This is a genomic window from Mycobacterium attenuatum (genome assembly GCF_900566085.1).
Classification (GTDB): domain Bacteria; phylum Actinomycetota; class Actinomycetes; order Mycobacteriales; family Mycobacteriaceae; genus Mycobacterium; species Mycobacterium attenuatum.
The window spans coordinates 1-16,983 of record NZ_UPHT01000073.1; the positions used below are offsets into that span (position 1 = coordinate 1).

Genomic DNA, 16,983 nt, shown 5'->3' on the forward strand with positions numbered 1-16,983 from the left:
ACAGCAACGGCGGTGGTGCACCCCTTGCCCGACGGTTCCCGGCTGATCTTGGTTGCCGACACGACGCAGACCACCCAGGTGACCCGTCAGCTGCGTCAGCTGATGATCGCTGCCGGGCTGGCAACCCTGGCGGTGGCGGCAATGCTGCTGGTTGCGGTCAGCCGCACGGCGCTGCGCCCGTTGGACCGGCTCACCGCGCTTGCCAAGGACATCACCACCGGCGATCGCGGCCGTCGACTCCGTCCAGATCGCGCTGATACCGAATTGGGCAGGGCCGCAATTGCTTTCGATGGAATGCTGGACGCATTGGAAGCTTCTGAGCTGCAGGCCCGGCGCGCCGCGGAAGCGGCGCAGCGAGCCGAGAGCGCGACCCGGCAATTCCTCGTTGACGCCGCCCATGAGTTGCGCACCCCGATTGCCGGAATCCAGGCCGCCGCCGAACAACTGGCGACCAGCGCCGGCCAGCACGAGGCCGATTCCGTCGCGCGCGGTCAGTACCGCCGCGCGAGCCTATTGCTCACGGATGCCCGCCGGGCCGGCCGTCTGGTTGCCGACATGCTGGACCTGAGCCGTATCGATGCCGGGCTCTCGCTGGATGCGCACGACACCGACCTGGGTGCCATTGTCGACGCCGAAGTGCAACGGGCCGCCATGCTGGCCCCGAACCTCGCGGTGACCCGGGCGGGCCTGGCCGCAATGACGATTGCGGCGGACCCTACGCGGGTGGCGCAGATACTGTCTAATCTGCTTGACAATGCCCGAAAATATACCCCGGCGGGTGGCTCCATCACCGTCGACCTCAGCGTCGGTGACGGGGCAGCCGAGGTCACCGTCACAGACACCGGCCCCGGTATTCCCGGTGACGAGCGCTACCGGATCTTCGAACGCCTGGTACGGCTGGACGCCGGACGCGCCCGTGACCACGGGGGCGCTGGCCTGGGCTTGCCCATCGCCCGGGCGCTGGCCCGCGCGCACGGCGGTGATCTGGTCTGCCTGCCGCACGACGACGGCGCCCGGTTCCGGCTGACCTTGCCTACGGGATGATCTGCAATTCACAATGCCAATGCCGGCGGGCAAGCTTTCCCAAAATCGCTGCGCCGTACGGGTATCACGTCAGGCGCAAAGGCTGGTGCACCTCCGATCCGGCAGGAGACGGCTAATCGGCGCTGCTTGCCGGGAGCAGTTCGGTGATGAGTGCGTGGACGCGTGCGACGATGTCGTCGCGGATGGTCCGCACGACATCCAGGGACTGGCCGGCGGGATCGTCGAGTTTCCAGTCGCGGTAGGACACTGCGGCAAAGTGTGGACAGGTGTCGCCGCAGCCCATGGTGATGACAACATCGCTGCTATGCACAGCCTGCGGGGTGAGCACCGTGGGGGTTGCCGCGGTCAGGTCGATGCCCACTTCGGCCATCGCGGCGACGGCGACCGGATTGATCCGGTCGGCGGGTTCGGTTCCGGCCGAACGGACTTGGATGCGGCCCTCGGAGAGCTGGGTCAGTAGCGCGGCGGCCATCTGGGAGCGGCCGGCGTTGTGGACGCAAACGAACAGGACGCTAGGCATGGCGCTCATCCGGTCGGGCCGTGCGACGGACAAGTCTGCGGTGACGGGAAGAGGCGCGACCGCAGCGGCAGCGAGACGTAGACCAGGGAAACCAGGACCGGCACCTCAATTAGCGGCCCGACGACGCCAGCCAGCGCTTCACCGGACGTGGCGCCGTACGTGGCGATAGCCACAGCGATGGCAAGTTCGAAGTTGTTGCCGGCGGCGGTGAACGCCAGCGTGGTGGTCCGCGCATACCCGAGCCGCAGCGTCAGGCCCAAGGCGTAGCCGCCGGCCCACATGATGGCGAAGTAGCCCAACAGCGGCAGCGCGATACGCGTGACGTCCCAGGGCCGGCTGATGATCTGATCGCCTTGCAGGGCAAAGAGAATCACGATCGTGAACAGCAGCCCGTTAAGTCCCCACGGGCCGAGCCGTGGCAGCAGCCGGGTTTCGTACCAGCACCGGCCCTTGGCGCGTTCTCCAAGGCGTCGGGTCAGATACCCGGCGGCCAGCGGGATGCCGAGAAAGATCAGGACCGACTTGGCGATCTGCGACGCCGAGACCTCGATGCCCGATGTCGGCACCCCGAGCCAGCCGGGCAGCACCGATAGATAAAACCAGCCCAGGGCGGCGAACATGGCGACCTGGAACATCGAGTTCAGGGCGACGAGAACGGCGGCGGCTTCCCGGTCCCCGTGAGCCAGGTCGTTCCACACGATCACCATGGCGATGCAGCGGGCCAGCCCGACGATGATCAGGCCAGTGCGGTAATGGGGCAGGTCCGGCAGCAGCAGCCAAGCAAGGGCGAACATGATCGCGGGGCCGGCCACCCAGTTGAGCATCAGCGAACTCGTCAGCAGCCGGTGATCGGCCAGTACGGTGTCGAGCCGGTCGTAGCGAATCTTGGCCAGCACCGGATACATCATGATCAGAAGTCCCGCGGCAATGGGCAACGAGATCCCGTCGACCTGCACGGCGCTCAACAGCCCTCCCAGACCAGGGACCAACCGCCCCAGCGTCAGACCCGCGGTCATGGCCAACGCGATCCACACCGGCAAGAACCTGTCCAGCCGGGAAAGCGTGGAACGCCGCGCCACCGCCGGCGCGCCGGTCGTCGTTGCGGTCATCGGGCGGTCCCGGCCAACCCGGCGAGCAGCGTCGAAAGTTCGTCGAGCGCTTCGGGCACCACCGAGTAATAGACCCAGCTGCCGCGGCGGCTCGAGGTCACCAACCCGGATTCCCGCAGCACCTTGAGGTGATGCGAGATGGTTGGCTGACCGACCCCGAGAGCGCCCAGCCCGACGGTGATGTCACACACGCAGGCCTGCCCCCCGGCGTAGCTGGCCACCGCGGAGAGCAGCCGTAGCCGCACCGGGTCGGACAGGGCCTTGAACCGGGCCGCCGTCCCGGCCGCGGCCGGGCCGCTTAGCGGTTGCGACAGGAGCGGCCTTTCCTCGCAGCACCGCTCATCAAGATCGGTATCGAGGTGCTGATTCGACATTCATCGATATTGACAAATATCGAATCAGTGGGCAACACCTGGCGGTCGAATGCTCATCGAGCGGGCCGCAGGCGCGTGGGCCGCCCCAGTTTTGGAGGTGCACATCCGTTGCGGTCACTACAGGCAGGTCAGCAGCATGTTGCCGGCACGGTTGCCGATGACACGTCGGCGTCAGCGGTGGCTTGGGCGCCGCAGCAGGTAGCTTGCCCTTCGGCAGAGTCGGGGTGGACCGGACCGGCGCCGAAGGTATCGGAGTCGGCCAGCACGGTGTAGACCTCCCAGCGCTCACCGTTGGGGCCGGTGACCCAAACCTTGTCCTGGGTGGCGAAACAGCAGGTGGTGCCCATTTCCTCGGCGGTCAACATGCCCGCCTGGGTCAGTCGCGCGATCTCGGCACGCACCGTGTCGGTGGAATCGACCTCGACGCCTAGATGATTGAGACTGCCGGCGGCGCCGGGGTTTTCCAGCAGCACGAGTTTCAGCGGCGGGTCGGCGATCACGAAGTTGGCGTAGCCGGGCTTAACCTTAGCCGGTTGGACTCCAAAAAGCTTGGAATAAAACGTGATTGCGCTCTGCAAGCTATCGACGTTGAGCGCGAGCTGGACACGCGACATGGCAAGACCTCCAACTAGTGAGACATATATCAAAATCGATTTTCAGGATGCCACCTTTTTGATAAATGTCAAGAAATCTGGCACGGTGGGAGTCATGCCCAAAGCATTGCCCGTGATCGACATCTCCAACCCGGTGTGCTGTGCCCCGATTGCTGCCGGGCCGATGAGCGACGCCGACGCCCTGGCCGTCGCGTTGCGACTCAAGGCGCTAGCTGATCCCGCACGGGTCAAGATCATGTCGTATCTGTACAGCTCCGCCGCTGGCGAGGAGACCGGCGGCGAGCTGGCCGCGGTCCTGGACCTCTCGGACGGGACGGTCAGCCATCACCTGACCCAGTTGCGCAAAGCGGGCCTGGTCGTCTCGGATCGCCGCGGCATGCACGTCTTTCATCGCGCTCACCCGCAGGCCTTGCCGGCGTTGTGCGCGGTGCTGGATCCGCGCTGCTGTCAGTAACGGCGACGCGCTGGCGATCCGCTTATTGCTGCGACACCGCGGCCTCAGCGAGGGGCTCGCCGCATACTGGCGCAGCCCGGCGGTGCTGGCGTCGATAGTGGCGGATCTCGAAGATCAGGCCCGCCATGCCGAGCGTGCCCGTGCAGACCCAAACCAACGTCAGCAGAGGGCTGCCATCGCCGGCGAGCGCGTTGCCCAGGATCACCACCGCGGCGGTGCCGGGGAGCAGGCCGGCCAGTGTCGCCCACATGTAGGGCATGACCCGCACGGCTGAAGCGCCGGCGGCATAGTTGATCGCCGCGAAGGGCACCGCGGGAATCAACCGCAACGACAAAATGGACAGCCAACCGCGCTCTCGCAGACGCTCGTCTAGCCGGAAAATCGCGCGGCGGCGTACCAAGCGGTCGAGCCGCCATCCGGTCGCCCGTACCAGCAGCATCGCGATCACCGCACTGGCCGTGCTAGCGATCACCGCGATCAGCGCGCCGACCAGCGGCCCGAACAGCAGACCCGCGGCCACGGTGAACGCGGTACGCGGGAACGGCGGCACCGTGACGACGATGTGCGCCACCAGGAAGGCCAGCGGCAACCAGGGGCCTACCGATGTGGCCCAATCCCGCAGCTGCATCGCGGTGGGCAGCCGGACCAGCAGCGCTACCAGCACCAAGACTGTGATTCCCGCCGCCGTGCCCACCATCCGCGGCAGCGACAGCTGGCGTGCGGCCGCACCGAGCGCGATAGCAATACCGCGCACCGTATCGGTGGTTTTGCACATGGCGGGAGCCGTCACGCCTATCAAGGGTACGGGTCGAAGATGAATATCGGCGTTTCGCCAGCGTGGCGTTTCCTGTCGCTCACGCATGCATGCCGGCCTGGCGGGCCACCTCGCCACCGTTGTGACGGGCGTCATCAATTAGCCTTATTAGTTACGCGGCGGTCTCGGATCAACCACGTCAATTGCTGCGGAAATAGGAGCAGTCGGTGTCCATTGATGTACCCGGGCTCGCCGACCTAGAACAGGTTCGCGAGCGTTGGCGCAGCGCGGTTGCCGGTGTGCTTTCCAAATCCAGCCGCCGTGACGCCGCCGATTTGGCCGATCGTCCCGAGCGGCTACTGGACACCCCGACCTATGACGGGTTCGCAATCCGCGCCCTCTATACCGCGTTCGACGAGCTGCCCGAGCCGTCCCTGCCCGGCCAATGGCCCTATGTGCGCGGCGGCGACGCGCTGCGGGATGTGAATTCCGGCTGGAAGGTCGCCGAGTCCTTTCCGCCCCCACTCGCGACAACGCCCGATGATGCCAACGCCGCCCTCCTGGGTGCGCTCGGCGAGGGGGTGAGCGCGCTGCTGATCAGGGCGGGCGCCGGCGGCGTGGCCCCGCAGGAGCTCGGAAAACTGCTTGCCGGCGTGTACCTGCACCTGGCGCCGGTGATCCTGGATGCGGGGGCCGACTACCCGGCAGCCTGCGACGCCGTGCTTGCGCTGGTCGCCGAGCTGGACGCCGACCAGCGCGCCACGATGGCGATCGACCTGGGCGGCGACCCGCTGACAGCCTCGTTCAGCGGCCGCCCTGCCCCGGCAGTCGAGGATGTCGTTGCGGTCGCCACGCGGGTGGCCGCAACGAAGGGTGTGCGGGCCATCACTGTCGATGGACCAGCGTTTCACAACCGGGGCGCCACCGCGGCCTGGGAACTCGCGGGAACCGTCGCTGCCGCGGTCGCATACCTTCGACTGCTCACCGAATCCGGGCTCCCGGTCGGCAAGGCATTGCGGCAGATCAGCCTGCGGCTGGCCGCCGATGACGACCAGTTCATGACGCTGGCCAAGATGCGGGCCGTCCGTCAGCTGTGGGCCCGCGTCGCCGACGTCGCCGGAGACCCGGACGGCGGTGCGGTGACCGTGCACGCGGAGACGTCGCTGCCGATGATGACTCAGCGAGATCCGTGGGTGAACATGCTGCGCTGCACGCTGGCTGCCTTCGGGGCAGGTGTCGGCGGGGCAGACACGGTGCTGGTGCAGCCGTTCGATGTGGCGATCCCCGGCGGGTTTCCCGGCACCCCGCACAGCTTCGCGCGCCGCATCGCCCGCAATACCCAGCTGCTGCTGCTGGAGGAATCGCATGTGGGCCGGGTGCTGGATCCGGCCGGTGGGTCGTGGTTCGTCGAGGACCTCACCGAACAACTGGCCCAGCGGGCGTGGCAGCATTTCCAGTCCATCGAGGCGCACGGCGGTTTCGTCGCCGCGCATGACTATCTGGCCGGGCGCATCGCCGAGCTTGCCGCACGCCGCACCGACGACATTGCGCATCGCCGCCTGGCGATCACCGGCGTCAACGAATTTCCGAATCTTGAGGAACCCCCACTGCCACAGGGCGATTCGCTATGCGCCGCCGAAACCCTGGTGCGCTATGCGGCGGGGTTCGAAGCGCTGCGCGACCGCTCGGACAGATTTCTGGCCCGCACCGGCTCACGACCGCAGACGCTGTTGCTGCCGTTGGGTCCGCTGGCCGAGCACAACATCCGCACGACCTTCGCGGTCAACCTGCTGGCCTCCGGTGGCATCGAGGCGCTCAACCCCGGTACAGTCGACGCGGCCCGTGTGGCAAACGTGGTGGCAGAGGCGGGATCGCCGACAGTGGCGGTGATCTGCGGTACCGACAATCGCTACCGGGACGAGGCCGTCGAAGTGGCGCGGGCCGCAAGAGGCGCCGGGATAGGGCGCGTCTACCTGGCCGGATCCCAAACAGGGCTGCAAGACTCGCCGGCCGACGGTCCCGATGAGTTCTTGACCGCAAAAATCAATGCGCTGGAAGCGCTTTCGAACCTGCTCACTCGGTTGGGGGCCTAGCGATGACGATCACCGCGCCCGTTGTCGGCAGTTTCGCCGATGTCCCGCTTCACGGCGATCGTGCCGTGTCGCCGGCCACCGACAAGGGCGTCGACGAGCTCGTCGCCGCGGCCGCCGCAGCCCACTCCTATCAGTCCGAGCAGCTGCACTGGCACACCCCGGAAGGCGTTGACGTCAAACCCGTTTACATCGCCGCCGACCGCGGTGCCGCCGCGGCGCATGGCTACCCGTTGCACAGCTTCCCCGGCGAGCCACCCTATGTGCGCGGCCCCTATCCGACGATGTATGTCAACCAGCCGTGGACCATTCGGCAATACGCCGGCTTCTCCACCGCCGCCGACTCCAACGCGTTCTACCGCCGTAACCTGGCTGCCGGCCAGAAGGGTCTCTCGGTGGCCTTCGACCTGGCCACCCACCGCGGCTACGACTCGGACCATCCGCGGGTGCAGGGCGATGTCGGAATGGCCGGTGTGGCAATCGATTCCATTCTCGACATGCGGCAGCTTTTCGATGGAATCGACCTGTCGGCGGTCAGCGTGTCGATGACCATGAACGGGGCGGTGCTGCCGATCCTTGCGCTATTTGTGGTTGCGGCCGAGGAACAGGGGGTGCCGCCGGAAAAACTGGCCGGCACCATCCAGAACGACATCCTCAAAGAGTTTATGGTTCGCAACACCTACATCTATCCGCCCACGCCGTCCATGCGGATCATCTCCGATATTTTCGCCTACACCAGCGCGAAAATGCCGAAGTTCAACTCCATCTCGATTTCCGGCTACCACATCCAAGAAGCCGGTGCCACAGCGGATTTGGAGCTTGCCTACACGCTGGCCGACGGTGTGGACTACATCAAGGCGGGTTTGGACGCGGGCTTGGACATCGACAAGTTCGCCCCCCGGCTGTCCTTCTTCTGGGGCATCGGGATGAACTTCTTCATGGAGGTGGCCAAGCTGCGGGCCGGCCGGCTGCTGTGGAGTGAGCTGGTGGCGCAATTCGGACCCCAAGACCCCAAATCGCTGTCCCTGCGCACCCATTCGCAGACTTCGGGGTGGTCGCTCACAGCCCAGGACGTCTTCAACAACGTCGCCCGCACCTGCATCGAGGCGATGGCCGCGACCCAGGGACATACCCAGTCGTTGCATACCAACGCCCTCGACGAGGCGCTGGCGCTGCCCACCGACTTCTCCGCGCGCATCGCGCGCAACACCCAGTTGCTGCTGCAGCAGGAATCGGGCACCACCCGGCCGATCGACCCCTGGGGCGGTTCCTACTACGTCGAGTGGCTGACCCACCGGCTCGCAAAGCGGGCGCGAGCCCACATCGAGGAGGTCGCCGAGCACGGTGGCATGGCCGCGGCCATCAGCGACGGCATTCCCAAACTGCGCATCGAGGAAGCGGCCGCCCGCACGCAGGCCCGCATCGATTCCGGCCAGCAGCCGGTGATCGGGGTGAACAAGTACCGGGTCGACGAGGAGCAACAGATCGAGGTGCTCAAGGTCGACAACACCCGGGTGCGCGCTGAGCAGCTGGCCAAGCTGCAGGAGTTGCGGGCCGGTCGCAACCAGGCGGCGGTCGAGGGTGCGCTGGGCGAACTGACCCGCGCCGCGGCGGCTCACGGCCGCGCCGGGGTAGACGGGCTGGGTAACAACCTGCTGGCGCTGGCCATCAACGCCGCACGCGCCAAGGCCACCGTCGGCGAGATCTCCGACGCGCTGGAGAAGGTGTACGGGCGTCACCAGGCCGAGATCAGGACCATTGCCGGTGTCTACCGTGACGAAGTCGGAAAGGCCCCTAATATCGCTGCCGCAACGGAGCTAGTAGAGAAATTCGCCGAGGCCGACGGTCGCCGCCCCCGCATCCTGGTGGCAAAGATGGGCCAGGACGGCCACGACCGCGGTCAGAAAGTGATTGCCACCGCATTCGCTGACATCGGGTTCGACGTCGACGTCGGATCGCTGTTCTCCACCCCCGAGGAGGTGGCCCGTCAGGCGGCCGATAACGATGTCCATGTGATCGGTGTGTCCTCGCTGGCCGCCGGGCATCTCACGCTCGTTCCTGCGCTGCGCGACGCGCTGGCTGCGGTGGGCCGGCCCGACATCATGATCGTGGTCGGCGGTGTCATCCCGCCCGGTGACTTCAGCGAGCTGTACTCCGCGGGAGCCACTGCCATCTACCCGCCCGGGACGGTGATCGCCGATGCCGCCATCGGCCTGCTGCAGAAGCTGGCCGAGCGCCTGGGATACCCGCTGGACTAGTGGCCGGCACCATCCTTCCCGCGAGCGTAACGTCATGGCGAAATCGAGCTCGATTTCTCGCCGTGGCGTTACGTTCGGCGCCTGCGACGAGGCGCGCCCGGTGACCCCCGAGCAACTGGCGCAGGCCATCCGTACCGGTGACCGCGCCGCGCTGCCGCGCGCCATCACCCTGCTGGAGTCCACCCGCAAAGATCACCGGGAGCAGGCACAACAGCTGCTGCTGGCCGTGCTGCCGGATTCCGGCAAGGCACACCGCATCGGTATCACCGGCGTCCCCGGGGTAGGTAAGTCCACCGCTATCGAGGCGCTCGGGATGTATCTGATCGAGCAGGGGCACAGGGTGGCGGTGCTGGCCGTCGACCCGTCGTCGACGCGCACCGGCGGCTCGATTCTGGGCGACAAGACGCGGATGGCGCGACTGGCCATGCACCCGGACGCCTACATCCGGCCCTCGCCCACCTCGGGAACCTTGGGGGGAGTAGCAAAGGCCACCCGGGAAACGGTCGTCCTGCTGGAGGCAGCCGGTTTCGACGTGATCATGATCGAAACGGTCGGCGTCGGCCAGTCCGAAGTCGCGGTCGCCAACATGGTCGACACCTTCGTCCTGTTGACGCTGGCGCGTGCCGGCGACCAGTTGCAGGGCATCAAAAAAGGTGTGCTGGAGCTCGCCGACGTCGTGGTGGTCAACAAGGCCGACGGCCAACATCTGCGCGATGCACGGATAGCCGCCCGGGAGCTGTCCGCTGCGATGAGATTGATCCATCCTCGCGAAACACTATGGCTACCACCGGTTCTCACTATGAGCGCAGTCGAGGGCGCCGGATTGACCGCATTGTGGGAAACCATCGAGCGACATCGCCGGGTGCTCACCGAGGCCGGCGAGTTCGAAGCCCGCCGTCGTGAGCAGCAGGTCGACTGGACGTGGCAGCTGGTCCGCGACGCGGTGCTGGACCGGGTGTTGTCGCATCCGGAGGTGCGCAAGATCCGCTGTGATGTGGAGTGCCAGGTCCGGGCCGGCGAGCTGACCCCGGCGTTGGCGGCCCAGCAAATACTCCAGGCGGCATCGTCCTAACGGAACGGTAAATTTCATTGCGGTTTGACATTGGCCTCTGTGAAATCCAAGTAAATTCAAAGGTGTGACGGTAGACATCGGAGTCAATCGACGCGCGGTTCCTTTCCGCGATGACCCTGACGCAGGTCATCGCCTGTCCGGCGCGGCGGACTCCCATTTCGCATGCGTCGTTCGTTTCTTTTCCAGCATGTTTCCTTCCCGCCGGACCGGCGGTGGGGCACTGGCGGTGTATCTGGACGGGCAACCCGTCGTCGACGTCTGGAAAGGGTGGGCCGACCGGCGCGGCGAGGTGCCGTGGTCGGCCGACTCCGCCCCGATGGTCTTCTCGGCAACCAAAGGCATGGCCGGCACGGTTATCCACCGGCTGGCCGATCGAGGTCTGATCGACTACGAAGCTCCGGTGGCCGAGTATTGGCCGGAGTTCGCGGCCAACGGTAAGGCAAAGCTCACCGTCCGCGACGTGATGCGGCACCATGCCGGTTTGTCAGGCCTGCGCGGCGCCACCATGGACGATTTGATGGATCACGTCGTCATGGAAGATCGGCTGGCGGCTGCGGCTCCCGGGCGGCTGCTGGGCAAATCGGCATATCACGCGCTGACCTTTGGCTGGCTGATGTCGGGGCTCGCCAGGGCGGTCACCGGAAAGAGCATGCGCACCCTGTTCCGCGAGGAGCTCGCCGAGCCACTCGACTCGGACGGCTTCCACCTGGGTCGCCCGCCGGCTGGATCACCCACGCGCGCGGCGCAGATCATCATGCCGCAGGATGTCGCCGCCAACCCGGTGCTGACCTACGCGGTGCACAAGATCGCCAATCAGTTCTCCGGCGGATTCCGCTCGATGTACTTCCCCGGAGTGCTGGCCGCGGTCCAGGGCGACATTCCCATGCTCGACGCGGAGATCCCGGCGGCCAATGGGGTGGTGACGGCCCGGGCGCTGGCCAAGATGTACGGTGCGGTCGCCAATGGTGGCGAGATCGACGGCACCAGGTTCCTGTCGCGCGAGCTGGTCGCGGGACTGACCGGTGAGCGGCGGATTCGGCCCGACCGAAACCTGTTCGTGCCGATGGCCTTCCACCTGGGCTACCACAGTTTCCCGATCGGCAATCTGATGCCGGGTTTCGGACATGTCGGCATGGGCGGCTCGGTGGGGTGGACCGATCCGGCGACGGGGGTTGCGTTCGCCCTGGTACACAACCGATTGCTCACCCCGCTGGTAGCGACCGACCACGCCGGGTTCGTCGCTGTCTACGCCCTGATCCGGCAGGCTGCCGAGAGGGCGCGCAAGCACGGCTACCAGCCAGTGACCGGATTCGGAGCGCCGTATTCCCCCGAGCCTGGAGCCGTCGCAGGCTAGCAGCTACGAATCTTCTAGGCGGAAGCCAACTTTCATGGTCACCTGGAAATGGCCGACGGTGCCGTCGACCAAGTGGCCGCGCACCGACTCAACCTCGAACCAATCGAGGCTGCGCATTGTCTGCGCCGCTCGATCGAGGCCGTTGCGAATGGCCGCGTCGATTCCGTCGGGTGAACTTCCAACGATCTCGATAACGCGGTAGGTGTGATTGCTCATCGCGTCCCCTTGTGTTCGGTGGTTGACGGCGCCCCTGAATGCAGTGCAGGCCCGAAACATCATCTTGCTGCACTGCCGGCCGGGCGCGGTGCCGACGCGCCTGCCCGCTGAGGAGAACGGTCGAACTCGGCCGCCGACCGTGAGCAGGCTTGGACAGATGGTGATTACGGGCCGACGCGCATTTCGTAGAAGCGCAGGCGCGCGGTGGGGTTGTGCTGGCCCAATGAACGACTACGGCCAACGCTGATAGTGCGGGAGTGGATCTCGAGGTTGGTGGCATTGACCGAGCCGGGAGTGTTGACCAGAAACGGCTCGGCGGCGTTGCCGGCGATCAGGCGGTAACTGATGCCGTCGAGGGCCACCGTGTAGGCCGTCAGCGGAACGAGCGATCCCATGAAGAGCCGATCGACGATGGTCGGATCCAGATCGATGCCCACCAAGACCGCCATATGCGGACCACTGGGTGCGGGTACCGTAACCGAACTGCCATCGCGCACAACGACGTCCGAGATGGGCAGGAGCGGTCCGCAGCGGGGTTTGATGTGGGACAACAAGACCCAGTGGTTCTCGAGGCCTCTAACGGTGAAGTCGCACAGCAGTGCCCGCGAATACAACGGGTTTTCCTGCACGCCGAGCCGGCCATTGATGCCGGTGGCAGGTGCGGTCGGCGATTGCTGCGAAAGCACGAATTGTGGCCCGTCGGCCAGAGCGTCGCTGTTCAGTTTGTCCAGTGCAGGGGTGTAGGCCGAGTAGGTCTGAAAGACCGGTGCCGGGCGCCAGGCGAAGTCATACGCCCATACGGCCGAGGTCTCGCCGGGGTCGACGTGGACCGTCGCCGACCCGATGGTTTCGACGAACCGCTCGGGAATGCCGTAATGACGGCGCTGGCGCGCCTTGCTGTGCTGGATGTGTGTTGCCGCGCGTCCGGGGAAGGCCAATGTGACCAGGCGATCCAGCGCGCGCACCGGGGCCTGCAGCACCGCAACGGGTCGCTGCTCGATTGCCAGTGTCCCGACGAGGAACACGACGAGCACCACCGCCGCGGCGATCTCGAATCCCCGCCGGACAATTCCGTAGAGGGGGGTGATGGCCACCGTGATCACCATCAGACCCAACAACCCGGAAAAGTGATTGGTGTCGTAGCGCCCGAATGCGCTCTTGGCGATCAGGACTGAGGCGACCGCGACGAGCAGCACGTAGTTGCGCGGAATCACCGGACCGCCCCGCACGAACATTGCGCAGATCACCACGACCCATGCGATGGTCAGCAGAACCGCGCCGACCGCGTCGCGCGGGATGGGCACGGCCTGCCCCTCGATATAGCCGGAAACGATCTGGCCGCTGTATCCAAGCCAGACCGGCAGGTTGCCCAGCCGCTGACCCGCCAGCAGCCACCACATCGGGATGGATGCCGCGAAAACAATCACCGTCACGCAGTGGCGGCCCAGTGCCCGCCAGTCCCGCAAGATCGATGCCGCCAGCGCGATGGCCGCGATGACCGCCCCGGTGTTGAACTTCACCAGCAGCTCGAAGCCGCCGACCGCGGCCACCACGACACACGTGATGAACGCCGTCGACCGCTTCACGTCATCACGCAAGAGCAGTGGTGCGGACCATGCGAACGCGGCCAGAACAACCGTCTCGGGGTACATCGAACCCAACAGGATGGCGGTGATTCCGGTGGTCACGAATGCGCCGAGAAGCGCCGTCGTAGCCGGGTAGCACCGACGCATGGCCGCTGTGACGCCGAGGAACAACGCCGCGATGACGGCTACCTGGTAGAGCGTGGCGAGCACCGCCTGTTGGGTCGAGTAGTAGCCGGTGTTCTGCAGAAATGCCAGCGGTCCGTATGTAAAGACAATTTCGGGACCCCACTCGAGGTGGTGGATCCGGGCCAGCGCGACCGCGGCTTCCCAGGACGGATCGAGCCCACTATCGGCGTCGACTGAGGACTGCGGCCAAAACAGGACGGCAGTCACCAGCGCGGCGAGGCACCGTTGCCAACGAGTCGACCCCCAACCGGCCGTTGAACACCATGTCTTGACGCGACCCGCGCGCGTTGTCACCATGCCTGAAAGCTATCGATTCAGGTGCGGATTTCGCGGAACAGCCATCGATCCAGGATCAGGTAGCGGCCGATCCATACGAGGCCGAAGCCGAGCACTTGAACCAGGAACACCACGCTGCCGTGGACGGGTCTGCTGTAACCGGCCATCGCGTCGTCGACCAGGTAGGTGAAGTATGTGGCAAGTCCGACGGCCAACATCACCACCGTCCAAAACACCAGCACCTGATGATGGAGGTTCTCGCCCGACACCGCCCGCCAGACGAAGCGCTTGTTGGCGAAGAAATTCGGAATCGTGACTATGGCCGCCGCCAGCAGCGATGCGAGGGTGTAATTATCCAGCCACGGGCCCAAGACCTGGATGAGGCCTTGCCCGATGGGCAGAAACACCAGGGCTACGGCGAGATAGCGCAATTTCTTGCGCACTTCGTCGCTGGTGTAGGCCGTCAAGCCCCCCGCGAGCTCCATGGTCAGCCAAGATACTCGGAATCAGGACTTCTCTGGTGGGAACCAAAGAATCCGGGACCTTCAATCTGGGGCTTAGAACTTCGCGATTCAACGGACAAGCTCACCGCATGCGTGAAATGCTGGTGCGAAAGGCTGCCGCCGTCAACGGAGCCGCGGGGGGATCGGCCTTTGGGAATCGCGGGAAATGCCGCATTCGGTGGCGGTGATCTCGTAGGCTCCAACACCATCCGTATTGAGACGACGATCGGCTTGGTTATGGTCCAGCACTCCGGGCCCAACCGGGAACAGGAAGGCGAGGCGGCGGTTCACGTGGCAAGTCAACCCTCTGAACGTATTTGTATCGTCGGTGGCGCCGGACATGTCGGGCTACCGCTGGCATTGGTGTTGGCGGACGAGGGCTATACCGTCGACATCCTGGACACCAACGCCCAGGCGTTGCGGACCATCATGGCCGGCCGGATGCCCTTCATCGAGAGCGGTGCCGAGGATCTGCTCAAGCGGCTGTTGCCGACCGGTCGCATCTGTGCGAGCACCGACGCATGGGTAGTGCGCAATGCCGACATCGTGATCTGTGTCGTCGGCACGCCTGTCGATGAATACCTGACGCCGCAGGCGCACACGTTCTTTCGGATCATCGACGAGATCAGCCCCTACTTCCATGACGATCAGACGCTCGTCCTGCGCAGCACGGTGTATCCGGGACTGAGTCAACGCGTCCACGACATGTTCGCCGAGCGGGGGATCGGCGTTCACGTCACCTTCTGCCCCGAACGGATCGCTCAGGGTCACTCGATCCGCGAGCTGCGCATCATTCCTCAGGTCATCAGCGGCTTCGATACCGAGGGCCGCCGGGTGGTCCGCGAACTCTTCTCGCGAATCACCGGCGAGATCATCGAAGTCGAGCCGCAGGAAGCCGAACTGGCCAAGCTGTTCTGCAACAGCTACCGCTATATCCAGTTCGCTGTTGCCAACCAGTTCTATCTGCTCAGCCGGGAGGCCGGACTCGATTTCGACCGGGTCCACCATGCGGCAACGTACAAGAACTTCCGGGTCGACAGCCTGCCCCGGGCCGGGCTTGCGGCCGGCCCGTGTCTGCTGAAGGACACCATGCAGCTGGCGGCGTTCAGCAACAACAATTTCATGCTGGGACATGCGGCCATGCTCATCAACGAGGGTCAGCCGCAGTTCATCGTCAACATGCTCAAGCGCCGGGTTAACCTGCGCGACAAGACCGTTGGCATCCTCGGTATGACGTTCAAGGCCGATTGCGACGACACCCGCGACTCGCTCAGTTTCAAACTGCGGCACCTGCTGATACTGGAGGCCAAGGAAGTGCTGCTGCACGATCCGTTCTTGGAGGGCAAGGACTACTACCCGCTGGACACCGTGGTGGAGCGTGCCGACGTCATCGTGGTCGGTGTTCCGCACTCGGCTTACCGAGGTCTTTCGGTACCGCCTGGCAAGATCGTTGAGGATGTCTGGGGATGCCTGGATGTGAGCGAGATTGACGACGGCGCCCTCAATGGCGCCCAGCTGGCGACCCTGGGGCCGGAAGCGGTGGCCCGGTGAGGATTCTGGTAACCGGTAGCGCGGGATTCATCAACGGCTATGTCGTCGAGGAGCTGCTGCGCGCCGGCCACGAAGTCGTCGGGATCGACAATTACTCGAAGTACGGCCCCGTCAAGAAAAGCTACGACGACCACCCGCGGTACCACTTCGTCGAGGGTGACGTCAAAGACGTCGACCTGATGTTCCGGCTGGTCGAAGGCTGTGACCAGATGATAGCCAGCGCGGCCCGCATCGGCGGCATCACCTATTTCCACGAGTACGCCTACGACCTGCTGGCCGAGAATGAGCGAATCGCCGCCGCCCACTTCGATACCGCAATCTATGCGTACCGCAAGGGCTGGCTCAAGAAGATCAACGTGATCAGTTCGTCGATGGTATTCGAGAACGCTACCGTCTTCCCGACACCGGAAAAGCACATCACCGAATGCCCGCCTCCGACAAGCACTTACGGGTTCCAGAAGCTGGCCTGTGAGTATTTCGCCCATGGTGCCTACGAGCAGTACGGCCTGCCGTACACCATCATCCGCCCGTTCAACTGCGTTGGCACCGGCGAGCAGCGGGCGCTGGGTGGGCATGAAATCCCAAGTGGCAACGTCAAACTCGCGATGAGTCATGTTGTGCCGGACCTGATTCAAAAGGTGGCCAAGGGTCAGAACCCGCTGCACATCCTTGGAGACGGCACCCAGATCCGTCACTACACCTACGGTGGCGACCTGGCGCGTGGTATCCGCATCTGCATGGAGCACCCGGCCGCGCTCAACGACGACTTCAATTTGTCCACACCGGAGGCCACCACGGTGCTGGAACTGGCCGAGGTGATCTGGCGCAAAATGCGGCCCGACACCCCGTTTCGCTACGAAAGTGATCCACCGTTCCAGCACGATGTCCAGCTGCGGTCACCCGACGTCCACAAGGCTTCACAGACATTGGGCTTCGAGGCGACGACTACGCTGGATGCCATGCTCGACGAGGTCATACCCTGGGTTGCCGATGCCGTTGAGGCCGGGACCATCTGACGTGCG

The 16,983-nt window shown here is 65.3% G+C and carries 14 protein-coding genes and 1 pseudogene; 8 read left to right on the forward strand and 7 right to left on the reverse strand.

Annotation, left to right across the window (positions count from 1 at the left end; all coding sequences use genetic code 11):
- The coding region (locus tag EET13_RS12285; RefSeq protein WP_136623154.1) for a HAMP domain-containing sensor histidine kinase at positions 1 to 1,044 on the forward strand (1,044 nt) is incomplete at its 5' end.
- A 112-nt stretch (positions 1,045 to 1,156) separates the two neighbouring features.
- Here EET13_RS12285 and arsB read toward each other — a convergent pair.
- From arsB to EET13_RS12305, 3 genes and pseudogenes are all read right to left on the reverse strand, one after another.
- A pseudogene (arsB, locus tag EET13_RS12295) lies at positions 1,157 to 2,673 on the reverse strand (ACR3 family arsenite efflux transporter).
- The gene (locus tag EET13_RS12300; RefSeq protein ID WP_122442556.1) at positions 2,670 to 3,047 is read right to left on the reverse strand and encodes an ArsR/SmtB family transcription factor; all 378 of its coding nucleotides are present in this window, start codon (positions 3,045 to 3,047) and stop codon (positions 2,670 to 2,672) included. Before EET13_RS12300 ends, arsB begins: the two are co-directional and overlap by 4 nt.
- A 128-nt stretch (positions 3,048 to 3,175) precedes the next feature.
- Positions 3,176 to 3,661 carry an ArsI/CadI family heavy metal resistance metalloenzyme gene (locus EET13_RS12305; protein ID WP_122442557.1) on the reverse strand — a complete coding sequence of 162 codons (486 nt, stop codon included), beginning with the start codon at positions 3,659 to 3,661 and terminating at the stop codon, positions 3,176 to 3,178.
- A 94-nt stretch (positions 3,662 to 3,755) separates the two neighbouring features.
- Between EET13_RS12305 and EET13_RS12310 the strand changes: the two genes are divergently transcribed.
- Entirely contained in the window at positions 3,756 to 4,115 is a 360-nt protein-coding gene (locus EET13_RS12310; protein WP_122442558.1) for an Rv2640c family ArsR-like transcriptional regulator, read from the forward strand.
- A gap of 22 nt (positions 4,116 to 4,137) precedes the next feature.
- Here EET13_RS12310 and EET13_RS12315 read toward each other — a convergent pair whose 3' ends face one another.
- Entirely contained in the window at positions 4,138 to 4,905 is a 768-nt protein-coding gene (locus EET13_RS12315; RefSeq protein ID WP_122442559.1) for a TVP38/TMEM64 family protein, read from the reverse strand.
- Positions 4,906 to 5,096: 191 nt separating this feature from the next.
- Between EET13_RS12315 and mutA the strand changes: the two genes are divergently transcribed.
- The 4 genes from mutA to lipL all read left to right on the forward strand — a co-directional run bounded on the left by mutA (position 5,097) and on the right by lipL (position 11,643).
- The gene (gene mutA / locus EET13_RS12320; RefSeq protein WP_122442560.1) at positions 5,097 to 6,962 is read left to right on the forward strand and encodes a methylmalonyl-CoA mutase small subunit; all 1,866 of its coding nucleotides are present in this window, start codon (positions 5,097 to 5,099) and stop codon (positions 6,960 to 6,962) included.
- A gap of 2 nt (positions 6,963 to 6,964) precedes the next feature.
- Positions 6,965 to 9,217, forward strand: coding sequence for a methylmalonyl-CoA mutase (gene scpA, locus EET13_RS12325; protein ID WP_122442561.1), 2,253 nt, complete (start codon positions 6,965 to 6,967; stop codon positions 9,215 to 9,217).
- Positions 9,218 to 9,317: 100 nt separating this feature from the next.
- Positions 9,318 to 10,289, forward strand: coding sequence for a methylmalonyl Co-A mutase-associated GTPase MeaB (meaB, locus tag EET13_RS12330; protein ID WP_244603897.1), 972 nt, complete (start codon positions 9,318 to 9,320; stop codon positions 10,287 to 10,289).
- A gap of 64 nt (positions 10,290 to 10,353) precedes the next feature.
- A complete protein-coding gene (gene lipL, locus EET13_RS12335) occupies positions 10,354 to 11,643 on the forward strand; it encodes an esterase/beta-lactamase LipL (RefSeq protein ID WP_122442563.1) in 1,290 nt (429 codons plus the stop codon).
- Between the two features lie 3 nt (positions 11,644 to 11,646).
- Here the strand turns inward: lipL and EET13_RS12340 are convergent, their stop codons facing one another.
- From EET13_RS12340 to EET13_RS12350, 3 genes are all read right to left on the reverse strand, one after another.
- Positions 11,647 to 11,859 carry a dodecin gene (locus EET13_RS12340; protein ID WP_122442688.1) on the reverse strand — a complete coding sequence of 71 codons (213 nt, stop codon included), beginning with the start codon at positions 11,857 to 11,859 and terminating at the stop codon, positions 11,647 to 11,649.
- Positions 11,860 to 12,023: 164 nt separating this feature from the next.
- Positions 12,024 to 13,838, reverse strand: a complete 1,815-nt coding sequence (locus EET13_RS12345; protein WP_244603876.1) for a hypothetical protein — start codon at positions 13,836 to 13,838, stop codon at positions 12,024 to 12,026.
- A gap of 107 nt (positions 13,839 to 13,945) precedes the next feature.
- A complete protein-coding gene (locus tag EET13_RS12350; RefSeq protein WP_122442565.1) occupies positions 13,946 to 14,392 on the reverse strand; it encodes a GtrA family protein in 447 nt (148 codons plus the stop codon).
- Between the two features lie 168 nt (positions 14,393 to 14,560).
- On the opposite strand from EET13_RS12350, the gene EET13_RS12355 reads away from it, so the two are divergent.
- Both EET13_RS12355 and EET13_RS12360 read left to right on the forward strand, forming a co-directional pair.
- Positions 14,561 to 15,961 (forward strand): nucleotide sugar dehydrogenase, encoded by a 1,401-nt coding sequence (locus EET13_RS12355; protein WP_244603877.1) that lies wholly within the window; start codon positions 14,561 to 14,563, stop codon positions 15,959 to 15,961.
- On the forward strand, positions 15,958 to 16,977 hold the full coding sequence (locus EET13_RS12360) for an NAD-dependent epimerase/dehydratase family protein (protein WP_122442566.1): 1,020 nt from the start codon (positions 15,958 to 15,960) through the stop codon (positions 16,975 to 16,977). The genes EET13_RS12355 and EET13_RS12360 overlap by 4 nt, the downstream gene beginning before the upstream one ends.
- Positions 16,978 to 16,983: the final 6 nt, after the last annotated feature.